We start from the raw sequence: 15,489 nt of genomic DNA on the forward strand, positions 1-15,489 counted from the left end.
ACTGTCCGGCGCCTCGAAAAGCGGCGTGCGGCCAAGATTAGGAGCGGTAGTGCCGGCCGCTGGCCGGCTCCCCAGCCGTGCAGGACAAGTCCAGCGGGCGAGCTAAGATGAGGTCTTTCCACCGGAACCCCTGCCATGACCACTGCCTTCGATTTCCCGTTCGTGGATCTGTCCGGCCAGCCGCAGGCGTTGGCGCAGTATCGGGGCAAGGTGTTGTTGCTGGTCAATGTGGCCAGCAAGTGCGGCTTTACGCCGCAGTACGAGGGGCTGGAAGCGCTGTGGCGGGAGTTCGGGGCGGGGGGGCTGGTGGTGATCGGGTTTCCCTGCGATCAGTTCGGGCACCAGGAGCCGGGCGATGCGGCGCAGATCGGGGAATTCTGTTCGCTGACCTATGGGGTCAGTTTCCCGATGTCGGACAAGGTGGAGGTCAACGGCGCCGGCGCAGATCCGCTGTGGCAGTGGCTCAAGGCCGAGAAGGCCGGGGTGTTGGGCACGCGCGGGATCAAGTGGAACTTCAGCAAGTTCCTGGTCGGCCGCGATGGGCAGGTGCTGGCGCGCTACGCGCCGACCGACACGCCGGCATCGCTGCGCGGGGATATCGAGGCGGCGCTGGGCTGAGGCGGTTGCCCGACCACGACGGGCCGGGATCGGGGAGTGCCGGCCGCTGGCCGGCTGCTCGTGTTGCATGATCTTCGCCGGCCCAGCCACGCATGGCGTGGCTCTACGTCATTTTTCGACGAAGGCGCGCTCGAACACGTAGTGGCCCGGCGTGCCGATGCGCGGGGAGGTCTGGAAGCCGCGGCTGTCCAGCACGGTGCGCAAGTCGGCCAGCATCTGCGGGCTGCCGCAGATCATGGCGCGGTCGTTTTCCGGATCCAGCGGCGGCAGGCCGAGGGTCTTCTGCATCTCGCCGCTTTCCATCAGCGAGGTCAGCCGGCCCTGGTTGGGGAAGGCTTCGCGGGTCACGGCCGGGTAGTAGAGCAGCTTGTCGCCGATCATCTCGCCGAGGAATTCGTGCTCGCGCAGTTCCTTCTCGAACAGGTCGCGGTAGGCCAAGTCCTTTTCGTAGCGCACGCCGTGGGTGAGGATCACCTTGTCGAAGCGCTCGTAGGTTTCCGGGTCCTTGATCACCGACAGCCACGGCGCCAGGCCGGTGCCGGTGCCGAGCAGGTACAGGTGCTTGCCCGGGTGCAGGTCGCTGATCAGCAGGGTGCCGGTGGGCTTCTTGCCGACCAGCACTTTGTCGCCCGGCTGGATGTGCTGCAGGCGCGAGGTCAGCGGGCCGTCCTGGACCTTGATGCTGAAGAACTCCAGGTTTTCTTCCCAGTTGGCACTGGCGATGGAGTACGCGCGCAGCAGCGGCCGCGCCTCGGTTTCCAGGCCGATCATCACGAACTGGCCGTTCTCGAAGCGGAAGCCGCTGTCGCGGGTCGTGGTGAAGCTGAAGTAGGCGTCGGTCCAGTGACGGACCTCAAGCACCGTTTCGGCGCCAAAAGCGGAAGACATGGGGGTGGGGTTCTGGTCGGTTTCGTCGGGTCTAGTTTATCTCAAATGAGATAAATTCTCATTGACTGGCTGGACAGGCCCGCCAGGCGTGGGTTTCAGCGGTAGCCAGCGGCCTGCAGCTCGAACAGTTCGGCGTAGCGGCCGCCCTGGGTCATCAGTTCGGCGTGGGTCCCGCTGGCCTCGATCCGGCCGCCGGCCAGCACCAGGATGCGGTCGGCCATGCGCACCGAGGAGAAGCGGTGCGAGATCAGCACCGCGGTGCGGTTGTCGGACAGTTCCTTGAAGCGCTGGAACACCTCGAACTCGCTGCGGGCATCCAGGGCCGCGGTCGGTTCATCGAGGATCATGACCTGCGCATCGCGCATGTAGGCGCGGGCGATCGCGATCTTCTGCCATTGCCCACCGGACAGGTCCACGCCCATCTTGAAGCGGCGGCCGATGAGCTGGTCGTAGCCGCCGGGCAGGCCGGCGATCACTTCATCGGCCATGCCACGGCGCGCAGCATCGCGGATGCGGGCGTCGTCGGTCATCGCCTCGACCAGGCCGACGCCGATGTTCTCGCCGGCGCTGAGGTTGTAGCGCACGAAGTCCTGGAAGATCACGCCCATGTTGGCCCGCAGGTCATCGAGGTCGTAATCGCGCAGGTCGCGGCCATCAAGCAGGATGCGGCCTTCATCGGGGTCGTACAGGCGGGCCAGCAGCTTGACCAGGGTGGTCTTGCCGGCACCGTTCTCGCCGACCAGCGCCAGCACTTCGCCGGCGCGCAGGTCGAAATCCAGATGGCGCACCGCCCAGCTTTCGGCATCGGGATAGCGGAAGCCGACGTTCTCGAACACGAAGCCCTGGGTGATCGGTTGTGGGATGGCGATGGCGTCCGGGCGCGAATGGATCTCCGGTTCGATCTGGAAGAACGAAAACAGGTCGTCCAGATACAGCGCTTGCCCAGCGACCTGCGAAAAACCGATCAGCAGGCCTTCCAGCAGCTGGCGCAGGCGCAGGAAACTGCCGGCCAGGAAGGTGAGGTCGCCGATCGAGAAATCGCCGCGCACGGTGCGCCAGGCGATGTAAGCGTACGCGGCGTAGTACCCGAGCGTTCCCAGCGCGGCGAGCAGCGTGCCCCAGATCGCACGCTTGCGCGCCAGGGCGCGGTTGGCGAGGTAGAACTTCTCGGCCAGCCGTTTGTAGCGGTCGATCAGGAAGCGATGGAGGTTGAAGATCTTCACCTCCTTGGCGGTCTCAACGCTGGCCCCGATCTGGCGCAGGTACTCCAGCTGGCGGCGCTCGGGCGTCCACTGGAAATTGAGGCTGTAGCCGGCAGCGTTGAAATGCGATTCGCCGATGAACGCCGGGATCAGCGCCACCGCGAGGAGCAGGATCAACCAGGGCGCGTACACGATCAGGCCGACCGCGAGACTGGCCACGGTGATGCTGTCCTGCACCTGGCCGAACAGCTGGCTCATCAGGTTCATCCGGCCCATGGTCTGGCGGCGTGCGCGGTCCAGCTTGTCCTGCAGGTCGGGGTCTTCGAAATCCTCCAGGTCCAGTTCGGCGGCGTGTTCCATCAGGCGCACGCTGGTGACGTTGGTGAACAGCTCCGACAGCAACGTATCGGCGTAGCTGACCATGCGGCCGAGCAGGTCCGAGGCCATGGCCAGGCCGAACTCGAGTGCGAGCAGACCGAGCAGCGGGTTCAGCAGCCCGCTGGAAAGTGCCTCGCCGAACGGCGGGAAGCCCGCATCGTGCTGGCTGAGCAGTACCGCCGCATCGATGATCAGCTTGCCGACATACAGCATCGCCACCGGCAGCAACGCACGGATCACGCGCAGGCCGAGGCTGGCCAGGGTCAGCCCGGGGCTGGTCTGCCAGACCTGACGCAGGAACGGGGGCAGATTGCGCATCGCGTTGACGCGCTCGCGCAGGCTGGGATTCTTCTGGCCGGGTGCACCGGCAGCGGGGGAGGCGGGCATGGGCGACATTGTGCGCGTCGTGACCGTGGTTGATGCATGAATTCAATGCACGCGCAGATTGCGGACGCATACGCACCGCAGCGCGGGAGTGCGCGCGGACCGCAGCCCGGCAGTGCCGGCCGCTGGCCGGCTCCAGGTGGCAGCCAGCATCGTGCAGAGCCGGCCAGCGGACGGCACTACCCGGCGCTTACGGCAGGGGCGGCAACAGCCCGGCGCCGAGGCGGTTCCAGGCATTGATCACCGCGATGCCCATGCTCAGGTCGCTGATGCCCTTTTCATCGAAGTGGGGGGGCAGTGCGTCGTAGGCCGCATCGGAGGGCGCTGCGGTGCTGAGCCGGGTCAGCGCTTCGGCCCAGCCCAGCGCGGCGCGCTCGCGCCCATCGAAGAAGCGGCTCTCGTGCCAGGCCGGCAGCGTATCGAGCTTGCGCGGTTCGATCCCCCCCTTGCGCAGGGTGGTGCCGTGCATGTCCATGCAGTAGCCGCAGCCATTGATCTGCGAGACACGCAGGAACACCAGCTCCATCAACACAGGATCGATGGAGCTGTCGTGGACGGCCTTGCTGGTGGCCAGCAGGCCCTTGAAGGCCTCGGCGGCCAGACGGGTGTACGGAACGCGGGGTAAAGCGGACATGCGGCTACTCCATGACGGCCGCAATGGCCGTCTTCATCAGGAGGACGCGCCAGCCTCGCGCGCTGTGACAAGCGCAGTGAGTTTTTCCGGATTGAGCACGCTGAGCACGCGCACGATGTGCCCCGCATCGACCGTGATCATCGTGACCGAGTGCAACTGGTCCCCGGCAAAGCGCAGGATCGCCGGCTCGCCGTTGACCTGGCCCAGTAGGGCTGGATGCTGGCCGTTGCGGCGCGCGATCGCCCAGTACAGCTGCGCGATGCGCTCGGCGCCGAGCAGGGGACGGATTGCCGCCGTCACGCGGCCACCGCCATCGGAGATCATCTCGGCGTTGGCGTCGAGCAGCGCGCGGATCGCCGCCAGGTCGCCCTGCTGGGAGGCGTCCATGAAGCGTGCCAGGAGGTTGCGGTGCTGCGCCGGCGAGACCGCGAAGCGCGGGGCCCCGGTCTGCAGCCGCTGCCGCGCCCGATGGACCAGCTGCCGGCAGTTGGCCGGGGTGTGCTCCAGCAGCGGGGCGATGTCCGGGTAGTCGTACTCGAACACGTGCTTGAGCAGGAAGGCGGCACGCTCGTCCGGCGTGAGCTGCTCCAGCAGCGCCAGGAACGCCACGGAGACCTCGTCGGCCAGCGCGTGGCGCTGGGCCGGGTCCTGCAGCGGGTCCGGGTCCAGGGAGATCTCCAGCGGCTCGGGCAGCCACGGCCCCACGTACTCCACGTGTGCGCTGCGCCGGGCGCGCAGCCGGTCCAGGCCCAGCCGGGTGGTGGCGGTGACCAGCCAGCCTTCCGGGTCGCGGATCACGGTGGTGTCGGCGCCCTGCCAGCGCAGCCAGGCATCCTGGACGATGTCCTCGGCGTCGCTGCGGCTGCCCAGCAGGCGGTAGGCCAGGGCGAACAGGCGGGGGCGGTGGGTCTGGAAGGTATCGGTCGGGGTCATGCCGGAAGGACGCGGCCGGGCAGGCCGCTGTGACAAGGCTGGGCGGCCACTGTGCACCAAACGCCGCGGCCGCGAGCGATTCTCAACGCCGCCCGGCGGTAGTTGTTAAAATCGGCGGTTCAACCCCGCCAGCCTCCAGCAAGCGAGCAAGTCGTGACATCGATCAAGCAGGAAGACCTCATCCAGTCCATCGCCGACGCGCTGCAGTACATCTCGTACTACCACCCGGTCGATTACATCAAGAGCCTCAACGCTGCCTACGAGCGCGAAGAGTCGCCGGCCGCGAAGGAGGCGATGGCCCAGATCCTGATCAACTCGCGGATGTGCGCCGAAGGCCACCGGCCGATCTGCCAGGACACCGGCATCGTGACCGTGTTCCTGGAAATCGGCATGAACGTGCGTTGGGACGACGCCACGATGGGCGTGGAGGACATGGCCAACGAAGGCGTGCGCCGTGCCTACAACTACCCGGACAACAAGCTGCGCGCCTCGGTGCTGGCCGATCCGGCCGGCAAGCGCATCAACACCAGGGACAACACCCCGGGCGTGGTCAACGTCAAGGTGGTGCCGGGTGACACCGTCGAGGTGATCGTCGCGGCCAAGGGCGGCGGTTCGGAAGCCAAGTCCAAGTTCGCCATGCTCAACCCGTCCGATTCGATCGTGGACTGGGTCCTCAAGACCGTGCCGACCATGGGCGCCGGCTGGTGCCCGCCGGGCATGCTCGGCATCGGCATCGGCGGTACCGCCGAGAAGGCGATGCTGCTGGCCAAGGAGTCGCTGATGGAGCCGATCGACATCAACGAGCTCAAGGCCCGTGGCGCCTCCAACCGTGCCGAAGAACTGCGCCTGGAACTGTTCGACAAGGTGAACGCGTTGGGCATCGGCGCGCAGGGCCTGGGCGGCCTGACCACTGTGCTGGACATCAAGGTCAAGGATTTCCCCACCCACGCGGCCAACCTGCCGGTGGCGATGATCCCGAACTGCGCGGCCACCCGCCATGCGCATTTCACGCTGGATGGCAGCGGCCCGGTGATGCTCGATCCGCCGTCGCTGGAAGACTGGCCGCAGATCACCTATGACGCCTCCAAGGGCACCCGGGTCGATCTGGACACGATCACTCCGGAAGACGTCGCCAGCTGGACGCCGGGCCAGACCCTGCTGCTCAACGGCAAGCTGCTGACCGGCCGCGACGCCGCGCACAAGCGCATGGTGGAGATGCTGGACAAGGGCGAGCCGCTGCCGGTCGACCTCAAGGGCCGCTTCATCTACTACGTCGGCCCGGTCGATCCGGTGCGCGACGAAGTGGTGGGCCCGGCCGGCCCGACCACCGCCACCCGCATGGACAAGTTCACCCGCCAGGTGCTGGAACAGACCGGCCTGCTGGGCATGGTCGGCAAGGCCGAGCGCGGCCCGGCGGCGATCGAAGCGATCCGTGACAACAAGTCGGCCTACCTGATGGCGGTCGGCGGCTCGGCGTACCTGGTCTCCAAGGCGATCAAGGCGGCCAAGGTGGTGGGCTTCGCGGATCTGGGCATGGAAGCGATCTACGAGTTCACCGTGAAGGACATGCCGGTGACCGTGGCGGTGGATTCCACCGGCGAGTCCGTGCACCAGACCGGCCCGCGCGAATGGCAGGCCCGCATCGGCAAGATTCCAGTTGTGGTCGCCTGAGGCCTCCGGTCGCGGCAACGCTGGAAACGAAAACGGCGCCCCAGGGCGCCGTTTTTCGTGGCTGACGCTGGCAGGCACCGACCGTTGGCCGCTACTTCCCCTCAGCGGCGCGCGTCCACCAGCATGCGCACCGCCAGCGCGCCGAGCACCGTGCCCATCAGGCCACGCTGTACCGTCTGCCAGCGCGGGCGCCCGGCCAGAAAGGTGGCGATACTGCCGGCGGCCAGTACGATCAGTGCGTTGACACTGACGCTGGTTGCGATCTGCACCAGCCCGAGCACCACCGATTGCACCATCACGCTGCCATGCCCACGGGGCTGGATGAACTGCGGCAGCAGCGAGAGATACATCACGGCGATCTTCGGATTGAGCAGCGCGGTGAACAGGCCCATGCCGAACAATCTGCGCGGGCTGTCATGGTCCAGCGTGCGCAGCTGGAACGGCGAACGTCCGCCAGGGCGCAGCGCCTGCCAGGCGAGGTAAAGCAGATACGCCGCGCCGGCGAAACGCAACACATCGTAGGCATGCGGCACTGCCATCAGCAGCGCGGTGATGCCCAGTGCCGCGCACACCAGATACACCAGAAAACCCAGCGCGACACCGCTCAGCGAGATCAGCCCGGCGGTGCGTCCCTGGCAGATCGAGCGCGAGATCAGATAGATCATGTTCGGCCCGGGCGTCAGCACCATCCCCAGCGAAATCAGACCGAAGGCGAGCAGAGCGGACGAATCGGGCATGGGGGGATCCTGGGCTGGCGGCGGGGCAGAGGACGCATTCTGCGAGCGTCCGCGGCGCAGTGGCAGAGACAGAACGCGTCCCCATCGCCCGTGCTCTGTACCCATGTGATGGCACGGAGCGCGGGCGCATACTGTGCGCCTCCCTCAAGAGGCCCTGAGCATGCGCACCACGTTGTATGGATCGCCGAGTACCGCCGCCCTGGTCGTCCATTGGCTCTTGCTGGAACTGCAGATCGAGCACGATCTGGTGCTGCTGGATTTCGACAAGCGCGAGCACAAGGATGCAGCGTATCTCGCCTTGAATCCCGCGGGCCTGGTGCCGACGCTGGTGCTGGACGGGCAGGTATTGACCGAAGCGGCAGCGATCGCGCTGCATCTGGCAGACCGCCACCCGGAAGCGGCCCTGCTGCCAGCACCGGGGTCTGCCGACCGCGCCGAGGCGTACCGCTGGATGTTCTGGTGCGCCAGCACCGTACAGCCGGCGTACCGGGCGTGGTTCTACCCGCAGGAAATGGCGGACCCCGAGCACGTGGACACGACCCGCCAGCGTGCGCGCGAGCGGTTGGAAGGCGCCTGGCAGCATCTGACCGAGCACCTGTCCACGCGCGGCCCGTATGTGCTGGGCGAGTCGTTGAGCGTGGTCGATTTCATGTTGGTGATGCTGATGCGCTGGTCGCGCAACATGCCCACGCCCAGTGACACCTGGCCGGCATTGAAGGCCTACGCGGATCGCCTGAAAGCACGGCCGGCGTTCGCCGAGGTCTACCGGCGCGAGGGCATCACCGACTGGCGCTGACAGGGTTCAGTCGACGTACTGGTCGAAGGTCCGTCGTGCACGGAATGGCATCAGGTGCTGGTTGAGCAGCCCCTTGGGCACGGTCTCCAGTTTCATGACGCCGTATTCCTGCGGCCATTCGCGCTGATCCCGGGGCAGTTTGAAGGTGCCCATCAGCATGTCCACCAGCGGTAGGTGGATGGCGTAGTTGACGTCGACGTACTCCTGCTGCCGCGCGTGATGCCAGTGGTGGTAGCGCGGCAGCACCAGCAGGTACTCCAGCCAGCCGAAACGGATGCCCAGGTTGGCGTGGGCAAGCACCGCCTGCAGACCCACCAGGATCACGTAGGCATTGATCGCCGGGGTCGAGAAGCCGAGTACCAGCAGTGGCAGCAGCACGCAGCTGCGGGTGATGACGATTTCGACGAAATGGATGCGCGAGCCGGCCAGCCAATCCATGTGCCGGCTGGAGTGGTGCACGGCGTGGAAGCGCCAGAGCCATGGGGTGTTGTGATACGCGCGGTGCAGAAGTGCCTGGGCCATGTCCGCGACGAATACCGCGATCAGGAACTGCAGCCACACCGGCATCGACTGGATCAGTGTCTTGAGCGCAGGGAACGCGGCTAGCCCGGCAATGGTCGAGGTCGAGGCGGTCACCAGGATCAGGATGAACTGCACCAGCACGTGGCTCATGAAGAAATAGCCGACATCGGTACGCCATCCCGGCCGTAGCGGCGAGAGTACGTGTTTGCCGAGGTAGCGCTCCAGCGGCACGAATACCAGTGCCGAGAAGAACAGCGACAGCACGAACCAGTCCAGACCCAGCGAGTAGGGTGTCTGCCCGATCGCATCGAACTGCACGTTGGTACCCCCCAGCAGCACCGCCAGGGTGGCGCTGCCGACGCCGATCGTGGCAATCCGCTTGTTGCGGTCGCGCAGGATCGCCAGGGTGCCCATGATGAAGGCGGCGGCCAGCCCGACCAGCAGCAGGTGGCGGGCGAACTGTTCGTTGTAGACCGCGCGGAACTCGCGGCTGGTCAACAGATCCGGAAAATGGAAGCAGGCCACGCCCATCAGGCTTAGCAGGCCCAGCAGAGCCGAGCCGTAGGCGAAGAACGAGCGTTGTGGTCGGGCCATCCGCTGGCATCCAGGTGAAAGGGCGGGGCTATTGTGGGCGCCGGAGCCGGCGTAACGGAAGAGGCATTTGCGGCTGCGGTGGCAGCCCGGGTATTAATTTGGAAAACAAGCAGTGCTACATTCCGGGCATGCACACATGCCGGCCATGGCCGGATGCTTTCGACACGGAGCACGACGATGCCGAGGATGCTTTCCGCCCTGCTGTTGATCCTGCTGGTCACCGCCTGCAGCAGTGGTGGCGATTTCCACACCGCCCCGCCCAGCCTGCGCGAGGTCACCGCCGCCAATCAGTGCATGCAGCAGTGCCAACGCCAGTACGACAGTTGCATGACCAACCGGACGGGATTTGGCAGCGGCGACAGCTGTGGCGCCGGGGTGGCGACCCAGCGCGACGCGAAGTGCGACAAGATCGACAACCCGGAGCTGCGCAAGGCATGCCAGGCCAGCAGCGACTACTGCCGCAACCGGCTGCCCGCGCTGACCTGCGGCGAGGATAACAGCCGGTGCACCAGCCGCTGCGGGGGCAGCTGAGGCACGGCCTTAGGCCGGCAGGATCGCCAGCACCGTCTCCGGCGGCCGGCACAGGCGTGCACCGCGCGGGGTCTCCACGATCGGGCGGTTGATCAGCTCCGGGTGGGCGACCATCGCCTCGATCAGCGCGGCATCGGGCAACGCGTCGTCGTCCAGCCCGAGCGAACCATAGGCCGGCTCCTTGCTGCGCAGCAACGCGCGCGGGGCGATGCCCATGCGCGTGATCAGCCCTGCGAGCGTGGCACGGTCCGGCGGCGTCTTCAGGTACTCGACCACCACCGGCTCGATGCCGTGTTCACGCAGGATCTCCAGCGCCCCGCGCGAGTTGCTGCAGCGCGGGTTGTGCCAGATCGTCACGGCCATCAATACCACTCCAGCAGCGACACACCCAGGCCGACATAGGTGGCCTTGTGGTTGTAATCGATCATGCTCTCGCCGTAACCATCGAAGATCTGCACGTGGCCGCGCAGCAGATTGCTGATCGGGAAGCCGTAATCGAGCTGCAGCGCACCGTGCGAACGGTCGCCGCCGCGCAGCGAGTGACGCGCCATCAGCGAGACTTCGTGACCGTTCTTGTTCCAGGTCAGGGTGGCGTCACCGCGGCCCATGTAATCGGAGATGTCCGGGTTGTTGTCGTCCTTGCGATCTTCCGGAATGCGATACCACGGGCGCAGCACCAGCGCCCAGTTTTCGCGGTCCAGGCCGACGGTGGCGATCACCCGGTTCCAGCTGCGCGACAGGGGATCGGCGCGACCGTTGGACATGTGGTTGATGCTGATCCCGCTCATGCGCCCGCGCCAGCCGCCGATCGAGTAGCCGTTGCGGAACATCAGCATCACTTCCGGCTCGTAATTGGTCTCACGGAACGGGCGCGAGTTGTCGGCGTTGTAGGCCTGCCAGCGCGAGCTCTGCGTGTAGCCGGCCCAGATGTCGCCGTTGTCGCCGAACAGGTTCTCCACGATCTTGGTCTTGAAGCTGAGCTGGAACTTCAGTTCCGCGCTGTCCAGCTGCTGCGAGGTGGTGACCGTGTTGACCGGATTGGGCGACTGCGGCATCTGGTTCTTGTCGCTGGTCCAGAACGCGGGAAGCAGGTAGACCGGCTTGTAGGCGCGCAGCTGGAACGCGCCGAGCTTGGAGTCCTGCGCGAGCTCCCAGCGGCTGTCGAGCAGCGAGCCCTTGCCGGCATTGGCCAGCGCATCTTCATGGCCGTCGTTCTTGAACACTTCTCCGAGGCGCTGCTTGACCCGCTGCGTCGCGGGCGCGTCGGCGTCGGCACTGCGGGCGGCATGACGTTCTTCCCGGCGCTCCTGCTTGGCGGCGGTGGCAGCGGCATCGGCGGCCAGGGTGACCTCGGGCGTACGCCCGAACAGCGTGTCGTAGCAGGCCAGGCGCGCTGCGTCTGTGTCCACCTGGGCGCAGGCCTCCGGCGAGGCCGGGGTGGGCGCGGCTTCCTGGGCAGCAGCAGGCAGCGCCGCGCAGGCCAGGGCCAGGGCGGTGAACAGGGCGGAGCGGGAATGGGGAATGGTCATGGGAGCAGGGCCGCGTGACAAGAATGAATGGGTCAACCGGCACAGTGTGGCCGCTGAGGACTATTCCCGCCAGCGCACGACACGGTCGATCTGATCCGGTTTATGCCGGTCAATGGTGTGGTCAGGGCGTGAAGCCGTCACGCCGCCGCCGGTCAGAAGAACCACGCGAACGCGAACAGGCCCAGCATCGCGATCACCAGCGCCAGTTTCAAGGCGAACCCGAGCAGGATGCCAACCCAGGTTGCCAGGCCCACCTTGGTCGAACGGCCGAGCTCGCGGGTATGCCAATACTCGCCCAGCAGCGCACCGGCCAGCGGCCCGACGAACAGGCCGATCGGCATGAAGAACAGCCCGGCGATGCTGCCGATGAAGGTGCCCCACAGCGCCTTGCGGCTGGCGCCGACCCGCTGGGCGCCGACCACCGTGGCGAGGATGTCCACCGCGAAGGAGAGCAGGGTCAGCCGCCCCAGTACCGCCAGGGGCATCCAGCCCACATGGACAAACCCATCTGCCCATGCCGCCAGCAGCAGGCCGGCGAACACCAGGGGAATTCCGGGCAGGGCCGGGAGGAGGATGCCGGCGATGCCGACCAGTACCAGGAGGGCTGCTAGCAGATACAAGATGAATGAAGGGTCCATGCTGTCGAGTATGGTTCCTGAAATGGGGTTGACATCGGAAGCTTTTAGCTAGTTGCTTTTTCGTTTTGCCCGGGTTAAGTTGCAGACGCTGAGCTTGGCAAGGTCACCGTGGATCGTGGCCTGATGATGGTAGATCTTCCAGATCCGCTGCATCGTTGCACCCCGCTTCCCCTTGCTGTCAGCCGCCTGTACGGGTGTATCCAACAACAAGACAGTTAGGGAGTAGCTGAGATGGCTGAGAAGGGCACCGTCAAGTGGTTCAACGACGCGAAGGGTTTCGGGTTCATCAGCCGTGAGAGCGGCGAAGATGTGTTCGTGCACTTCCGTGCGATCGAATCCCAGGGCTTCAAGAGCCTGAAGGAAGGTCAAGCGGTCGAGTTCGAAGTGGTCACGGGCCAGAAGGGCCTGCAGGCCGACAAGGTCAAGCCGCTCTGAGCGCAGACCGGGTCCTGCCTGGTTGAAACACGAAAAGGGCCCGCTTGCGCGGGCCCTTTTTTATTTACGTGTGCGTTGCGCCGATCAGCGCAGGATCACCTTGCCGTTGACCACGCGGACGTAGGTGTTCTCGCGGATACCACCCAGATCACGCTGGTTGACGACGACGGTACGGCCGTCATCCATACGCACGGTGATGTCGAACGTATCGCTGGTCACGTTCTTCTGGATCTGGTTGCCGGCCAGCGCACCACCCACCGCGCCTCCGGCGGCGGCGATGTTCTTGTTGCCACGGCTGCCACCGGTGTGGTCGGAGATCTCATGGCCGGCGACGGCGCCGACGATGCCACCCAGCACCGCGCCGGTCGCGCTCGGTGCGCTGCGGCCCGAAGCGACCTGATTGATACGGGTCACGATGCCGCAGTCCGCGCAGCGGTTGGTGTTGTAGTTGCCGCCGGAATTGCCGTAACCGTTGTTGTAACCACTGCTGCCGTAGCCCGGCGAGGTGGTGGCACAGCCAGCCAGGGCGACGGTGGCAACGGCAGCGGCGGCAATCAGTTGAATCTTCATGGTGTATCTCCTGGCCAGAGGGGTGGTCGAATGCGTCTGGTGCGCATGGAGCAGATCGTGTCCTGTGCTGCGTGAACAGCGTGCCAATCCCGGTGCGCCAGGGTGGCTGGAAGATGAATCAGCGGAAATCCTGGTGGCAGGCCTTGCAGTCTGTCTGGATCTTCTCCACCAGCGTAGCCATGCCCGGGCAGTCGGTCGGCGGCGCGGCCAGGGCCTCATTGAGGGTGGCGCGCAGGGCGCTGGCGTGCTGCTGGAAGCCTTGGCTGTCCTTCAGGCCGGGAAAGGCCAGGTCCAGATCATTGGAGAGCGAGCGCAGCGTCTGCAGCCGCGGCACGGTGTCGGCCAGGCTGCAGCGGTTCTGCGCCTGCGCCGCCTGAAGCAACTGCACCTGGCGGTTCATCACGTGCATCAGCGAATCCGGGAAGGGGTCCTGGCGGGCCTGGATCGCGCGCGAGACCATCACCGTGGCGATCAGGCCGATCACCAGGCCAAGCAGGCCGACGAACAGATAGCGGTACGCGGCGGACGGGCGGCGGGGCGGGGACATAGGGTCGTTCATGGTGAGGGCTTCGGTGAGGGTGGCTGCGGCGATGGTACGACGCGTCCTGTCCACGGCGCGTCCCGGACCGCCCTGTGCACATTAAAATAGGGGCATGAAGAACGACGTATTGCGCGAACGATTTGCCGGCATCGACCGGTTGTATGGGGTAGGCACCGTGGATCTGCTTGCCACCCGCCGGGTGGCGGTGGTGGGCATGGGCGGCGTCGGCTCGTGGGTGGTCGAAGCGCTGGCGCGCACGGCGCTGGGTCATCTGACCCTGATCGATGCCGATGACATCTGCGTGTCCAACACCAACCGGCAGCTGCCGGCGCTGGCCGGCCAGTACGGCCGCAACAAGGCCGAGGCGATGGCCGAGCGCTGCCGGGCGATCAACCCGGACATCAGCGTCGATGCGGTCGCCTCTTTCTTGACCGTGTCCAACATGGTCGAGCTGCTGGACCGCGATTTCGATCTGGTGATCGATGCCTGCGACAGCTTCCGGGTCAAGGTCGAGACCATCGCCTGGTGCCGCCGCCGCAAGCTGCCGATCCTGACCGTGGGCGCGGCCGGCGGTCGTACCGATCCCACCCTGGTGCGGATCCGCGATGTCTCGCGCACCGAACACGACGCGATGATGGCGCTGATCCGCAAGAAGCTGCGCAGCGATTTCAACTTCCCCAAGAACGCCTCGCGTTACTTCGGCGTGCCGGCGGTGTACTCGCTGGAAAACGTGAAGTACCCGCAGGCCGACGGCAGCGTGTGTGGCATCCGCCCGAACCTCGGGGCCGACGCGGCGCTGAAGCTGGACTGCGGCGCCGGGCTGGGCGCGGCCACGCATATCACCGGCGCGTTCGCGTTCGCGGCGGTGGGCAAGGCGCTGGAGATGTTGATGAAGAAGCCGGCCACGGCGGTCACGGCTGACTGAGCCGCTGCGGTCACGCAGTGGACCGGCTTACGCGTCCAACCCGAGGCCGGGCCGGTCCGCGACGACTTTCGCCACAAAGTCCATGACCGTGCGTACCGATGGCGAGCGCCGGAGGTCACGGTGCACCACCAGCCAGATGTCACGCGAGAACGGCGCCCCGTCATGCTCCAGCGGAGTCAGTCCGGGCGCGGCATCACCCAGAAAGCGCGGCAACGCGGCCACGCCCGCTCCGGCCAGAGCGGCTGCCCGATGACTGCTGATGTCGCTCAGTTCGCACGCCACGGTCCGGCTTCCCGCGATCTGCAGCAGCCACTGCTGCTGGGGCATGTCAGCAAACTGCGTGTCATAGGCAATGAAGGCCCAGTCTTCGGGCCGACGGGTGGCGACGTACTCGTGGCTGGCATAGAGCGCGAACGGCATTCGTCCGATTCTGCGCACAACGCTGCTGGCTTCCTTGGGACGGACCAGCCGCAGAGCCACATCCGCCTCGCGGCGGGCGAGTGATACCTGCTGGGCTTGGGCCGACACGGAAAGTTGAATGCCGGGCTGCGCTGCCCGGAAGTCGGCAACCCGTTCCGCCAGCAGGTGCGCCACCAGCACTGGCGGTGCACTAAGCGTCACCCTGGCATTGACGGCCTCCTGGCTGGCCCGGCTCACGCGGGCGACAGCAAATGCTGAGGCGTCCATGGCCTTGGCGTGCTCGTAAATCTGGACGCCCATCGCGGTAAGGCGGACGGAGCGTGGCAAGCGCTCGACCAGCGCAACCTGCAGTTCGACCTCCAGCGCCGCAACACGACGGCTGACGGTTGCATGGTCGACATGCAACGCCCGAGCCGCGCCTGACAAGGTGCCGTCGCGCGCAACCGCCAGGAAATGACGGAGATTCTCCCAGTCGAACATCGGTGCGTTTTCGCAGGTATGGAGTGTGATTTCGGGGAATTTTCGAGGGTGCTCGCCAAGCCT

Annotated in this window: 18 protein-coding genes; 6 read left to right on the plus strand and 12 right to left on the minus strand. The window is 66.2% G+C overall.

The window, feature by feature from the left end; genetic code table 11:
- Positions 1 to 135 precede the first annotated feature (135 nt).
- Complete coding sequence (locus tag AC06E9_RS04900; RefSeq protein WP_282264307.1) at positions 136 to 618, plus strand: glutathione peroxidase; 483 nt, start codon at positions 136 to 138, stop codon at positions 616 to 618.
- 108 nt (positions 619 to 726) lie between these two features.
- Here the strand turns inward: AC06E9_RS04900 and AC06E9_RS04905 are convergent, their stop codons facing one another.
- The 4 genes from AC06E9_RS04905 to sigJ all read right to left on the minus strand — a co-directional run bounded on the left by AC06E9_RS04905 (position 727) and on the right by sigJ (position 5,037).
- A complete protein-coding gene (locus tag AC06E9_RS04905; RefSeq protein ID WP_121038039.1) occupies positions 727 to 1,506 on the minus strand; it encodes a ferredoxin--NADP reductase in 780 nt (259 codons plus the stop codon).
- A gap of 95 nt (positions 1,507 to 1,601) precedes the next feature.
- Positions 1,602 to 3,473, minus strand: a complete 1,872-nt coding sequence (locus AC06E9_RS04910; protein WP_152152678.1) for an ABC transporter ATP-binding protein — start codon at positions 3,471 to 3,473, stop codon at positions 1,602 to 1,604.
- A gap of 187 nt (positions 3,474 to 3,660) precedes the next feature.
- Positions 3,661 to 4,104: a carboxymuconolactone decarboxylase family protein gene (locus AC06E9_RS04915; RefSeq protein ID WP_478055593.1), complete on the minus strand. Its 444-nt coding sequence runs from the start codon at positions 4,102 to 4,104 to the stop codon at positions 3,661 to 3,663.
- A 36-nt stretch (positions 4,105 to 4,140) separates the two neighbouring features.
- Positions 4,141 to 5,037 (minus strand): RNA polymerase sigma factor SigJ, encoded by an 897-nt coding sequence (sigJ, locus tag AC06E9_RS04920; protein WP_478055594.1) that lies wholly within the window; start codon positions 5,035 to 5,037, stop codon positions 4,141 to 4,143.
- Positions 5,038 to 5,190: 153 nt separating this feature from the next.
- On the opposite strand from sigJ, the gene AC06E9_RS04925 reads away from it, so the two are divergent.
- Positions 5,191 to 6,708 carry a fumarate hydratase gene (locus tag AC06E9_RS04925; protein ID WP_478055595.1) on the plus strand — a complete coding sequence of 506 codons (1,518 nt, stop codon included), beginning with the start codon at positions 5,191 to 5,193 and terminating at the stop codon, positions 6,706 to 6,708.
- Positions 6,709 to 6,809: 101 nt separating this feature from the next.
- Here AC06E9_RS04925 and AC06E9_RS04930 read toward each other — a convergent pair whose 3' ends face one another.
- Positions 6,810 to 7,445: a LysE family translocator gene (locus AC06E9_RS04930; RefSeq protein ID WP_121038027.1), complete on the minus strand. Its 636-nt coding sequence runs from the start codon at positions 7,443 to 7,445 to the stop codon at positions 6,810 to 6,812.
- A 160-nt stretch (positions 7,446 to 7,605) separates the two neighbouring features.
- On the opposite strand from AC06E9_RS04930, the gene AC06E9_RS04935 reads away from it, so the two are divergent.
- Positions 7,606 to 8,241 (plus strand): glutathione S-transferase family protein, encoded by a 636-nt coding sequence (locus AC06E9_RS04935; protein ID WP_478055596.1) that lies wholly within the window; start codon positions 7,606 to 7,608, stop codon positions 8,239 to 8,241.
- Positions 8,242 to 8,247: 6 nt separating this feature from the next.
- Here the strand turns inward: AC06E9_RS04935 and AC06E9_RS04940 are convergent, their stop codons facing one another.
- On the minus strand, positions 8,248 to 9,357 hold the full coding sequence (locus AC06E9_RS04940) for a sterol desaturase family protein (protein WP_478049321.1): 1,110 nt from the start codon (positions 9,355 to 9,357) through the stop codon (positions 8,248 to 8,250).
- A gap of 186 nt (positions 9,358 to 9,543) precedes the next feature.
- Here AC06E9_RS04940 and AC06E9_RS04945 point away from each other — a divergent pair, with 186 nt between their 5' ends.
- On the plus strand, positions 9,544 to 9,888 hold the full coding sequence (locus tag AC06E9_RS04945) for a hypothetical protein (protein ID WP_478055597.1): 345 nt from the start codon (positions 9,544 to 9,546) through the stop codon (positions 9,886 to 9,888).
- A gap of 9 nt (positions 9,889 to 9,897) precedes the next feature.
- Here the strand turns inward: AC06E9_RS04945 and arsC are convergent, their stop codons facing one another.
- The 3 genes from arsC to AC06E9_RS04960 all read right to left on the minus strand — a co-directional run bounded on the left by arsC (position 9,898) and on the right by AC06E9_RS04960 (position 12,055).
- Positions 9,898 to 10,251 carry an arsenate reductase (glutaredoxin) gene (gene arsC / locus AC06E9_RS04950; protein WP_121038015.1) on the minus strand — a complete coding sequence of 118 codons (354 nt, stop codon included), beginning with the start codon at positions 10,249 to 10,251 and terminating at the stop codon, positions 9,898 to 9,900.
- Positions 10,251 to 11,417, minus strand: coding sequence for a phospholipase A (locus tag AC06E9_RS04955; RefSeq protein WP_121038012.1), 1,167 nt, complete (start codon positions 11,415 to 11,417; stop codon positions 10,251 to 10,253). Before AC06E9_RS04955 ends, arsC begins: the two co-directional genes overlap by 1 nt.
- 152 nt (positions 11,418 to 11,569) lie before the next feature.
- The gene (locus AC06E9_RS04960) at positions 11,570 to 12,055 is read right to left on the minus strand and encodes a DUF456 domain-containing protein (protein WP_478055598.1); all 486 of its coding nucleotides are present in this window, start codon (positions 12,053 to 12,055) and stop codon (positions 11,570 to 11,572) included.
- 231 nt (positions 12,056 to 12,286) lie between these two features.
- Between AC06E9_RS04960 and AC06E9_RS04965 the strand changes: the two genes are divergently transcribed.
- Positions 12,287 to 12,490: a cold-shock protein gene (locus AC06E9_RS04965; RefSeq protein WP_019185917.1), complete on the plus strand. Its 204-nt coding sequence runs from the start codon at positions 12,287 to 12,289 to the stop codon at positions 12,488 to 12,490.
- An 84-nt stretch (positions 12,491 to 12,574) separates the two neighbouring features.
- Here the strand turns inward: AC06E9_RS04965 and AC06E9_RS04970 are convergent, their stop codons facing one another.
- Both AC06E9_RS04970 and AC06E9_RS04975 read right to left on the minus strand, forming a co-directional pair.
- Positions 12,575 to 13,060 (minus strand): glycine zipper 2TM domain-containing protein, encoded by a 486-nt coding sequence (locus tag AC06E9_RS04970; protein WP_478055599.1) that lies wholly within the window; start codon positions 13,058 to 13,060, stop codon positions 12,575 to 12,577.
- A 118-nt stretch (positions 13,061 to 13,178) separates the two neighbouring features.
- A complete protein-coding gene (locus tag AC06E9_RS04975) occupies positions 13,179 to 13,607 on the minus strand; it encodes a hypothetical protein (RefSeq protein WP_428999399.1) in 429 nt (142 codons plus the stop codon).
- Between the two features lie 106 nt (positions 13,608 to 13,713).
- Here AC06E9_RS04975 and AC06E9_RS04980 point away from each other — a divergent pair, with 106 nt between their 5' ends.
- Positions 13,714 to 14,526, plus strand: coding sequence for a tRNA threonylcarbamoyladenosine dehydratase (locus AC06E9_RS04980; protein ID WP_478055600.1), 813 nt, complete (start codon positions 13,714 to 13,716; stop codon positions 14,524 to 14,526).
- Positions 14,527 to 14,553: 27 nt separating this feature from the next.
- On the opposite strand, the gene AC06E9_RS04985 is transcribed toward AC06E9_RS04980, so the two are convergent.
- Positions 14,554 to 15,426, minus strand: a complete 873-nt coding sequence (locus AC06E9_RS04985) for a LysR family transcriptional regulator (RefSeq protein WP_121038000.1) — start codon at positions 15,424 to 15,426, stop codon at positions 14,554 to 14,556.
- Positions 15,427 to 15,489: the final 63 nt, after the last annotated feature.

The sequence above is a fragment of the Stenotrophomonas sp. Steno-Z10-BAI genome (assembly GCF_056393115.1).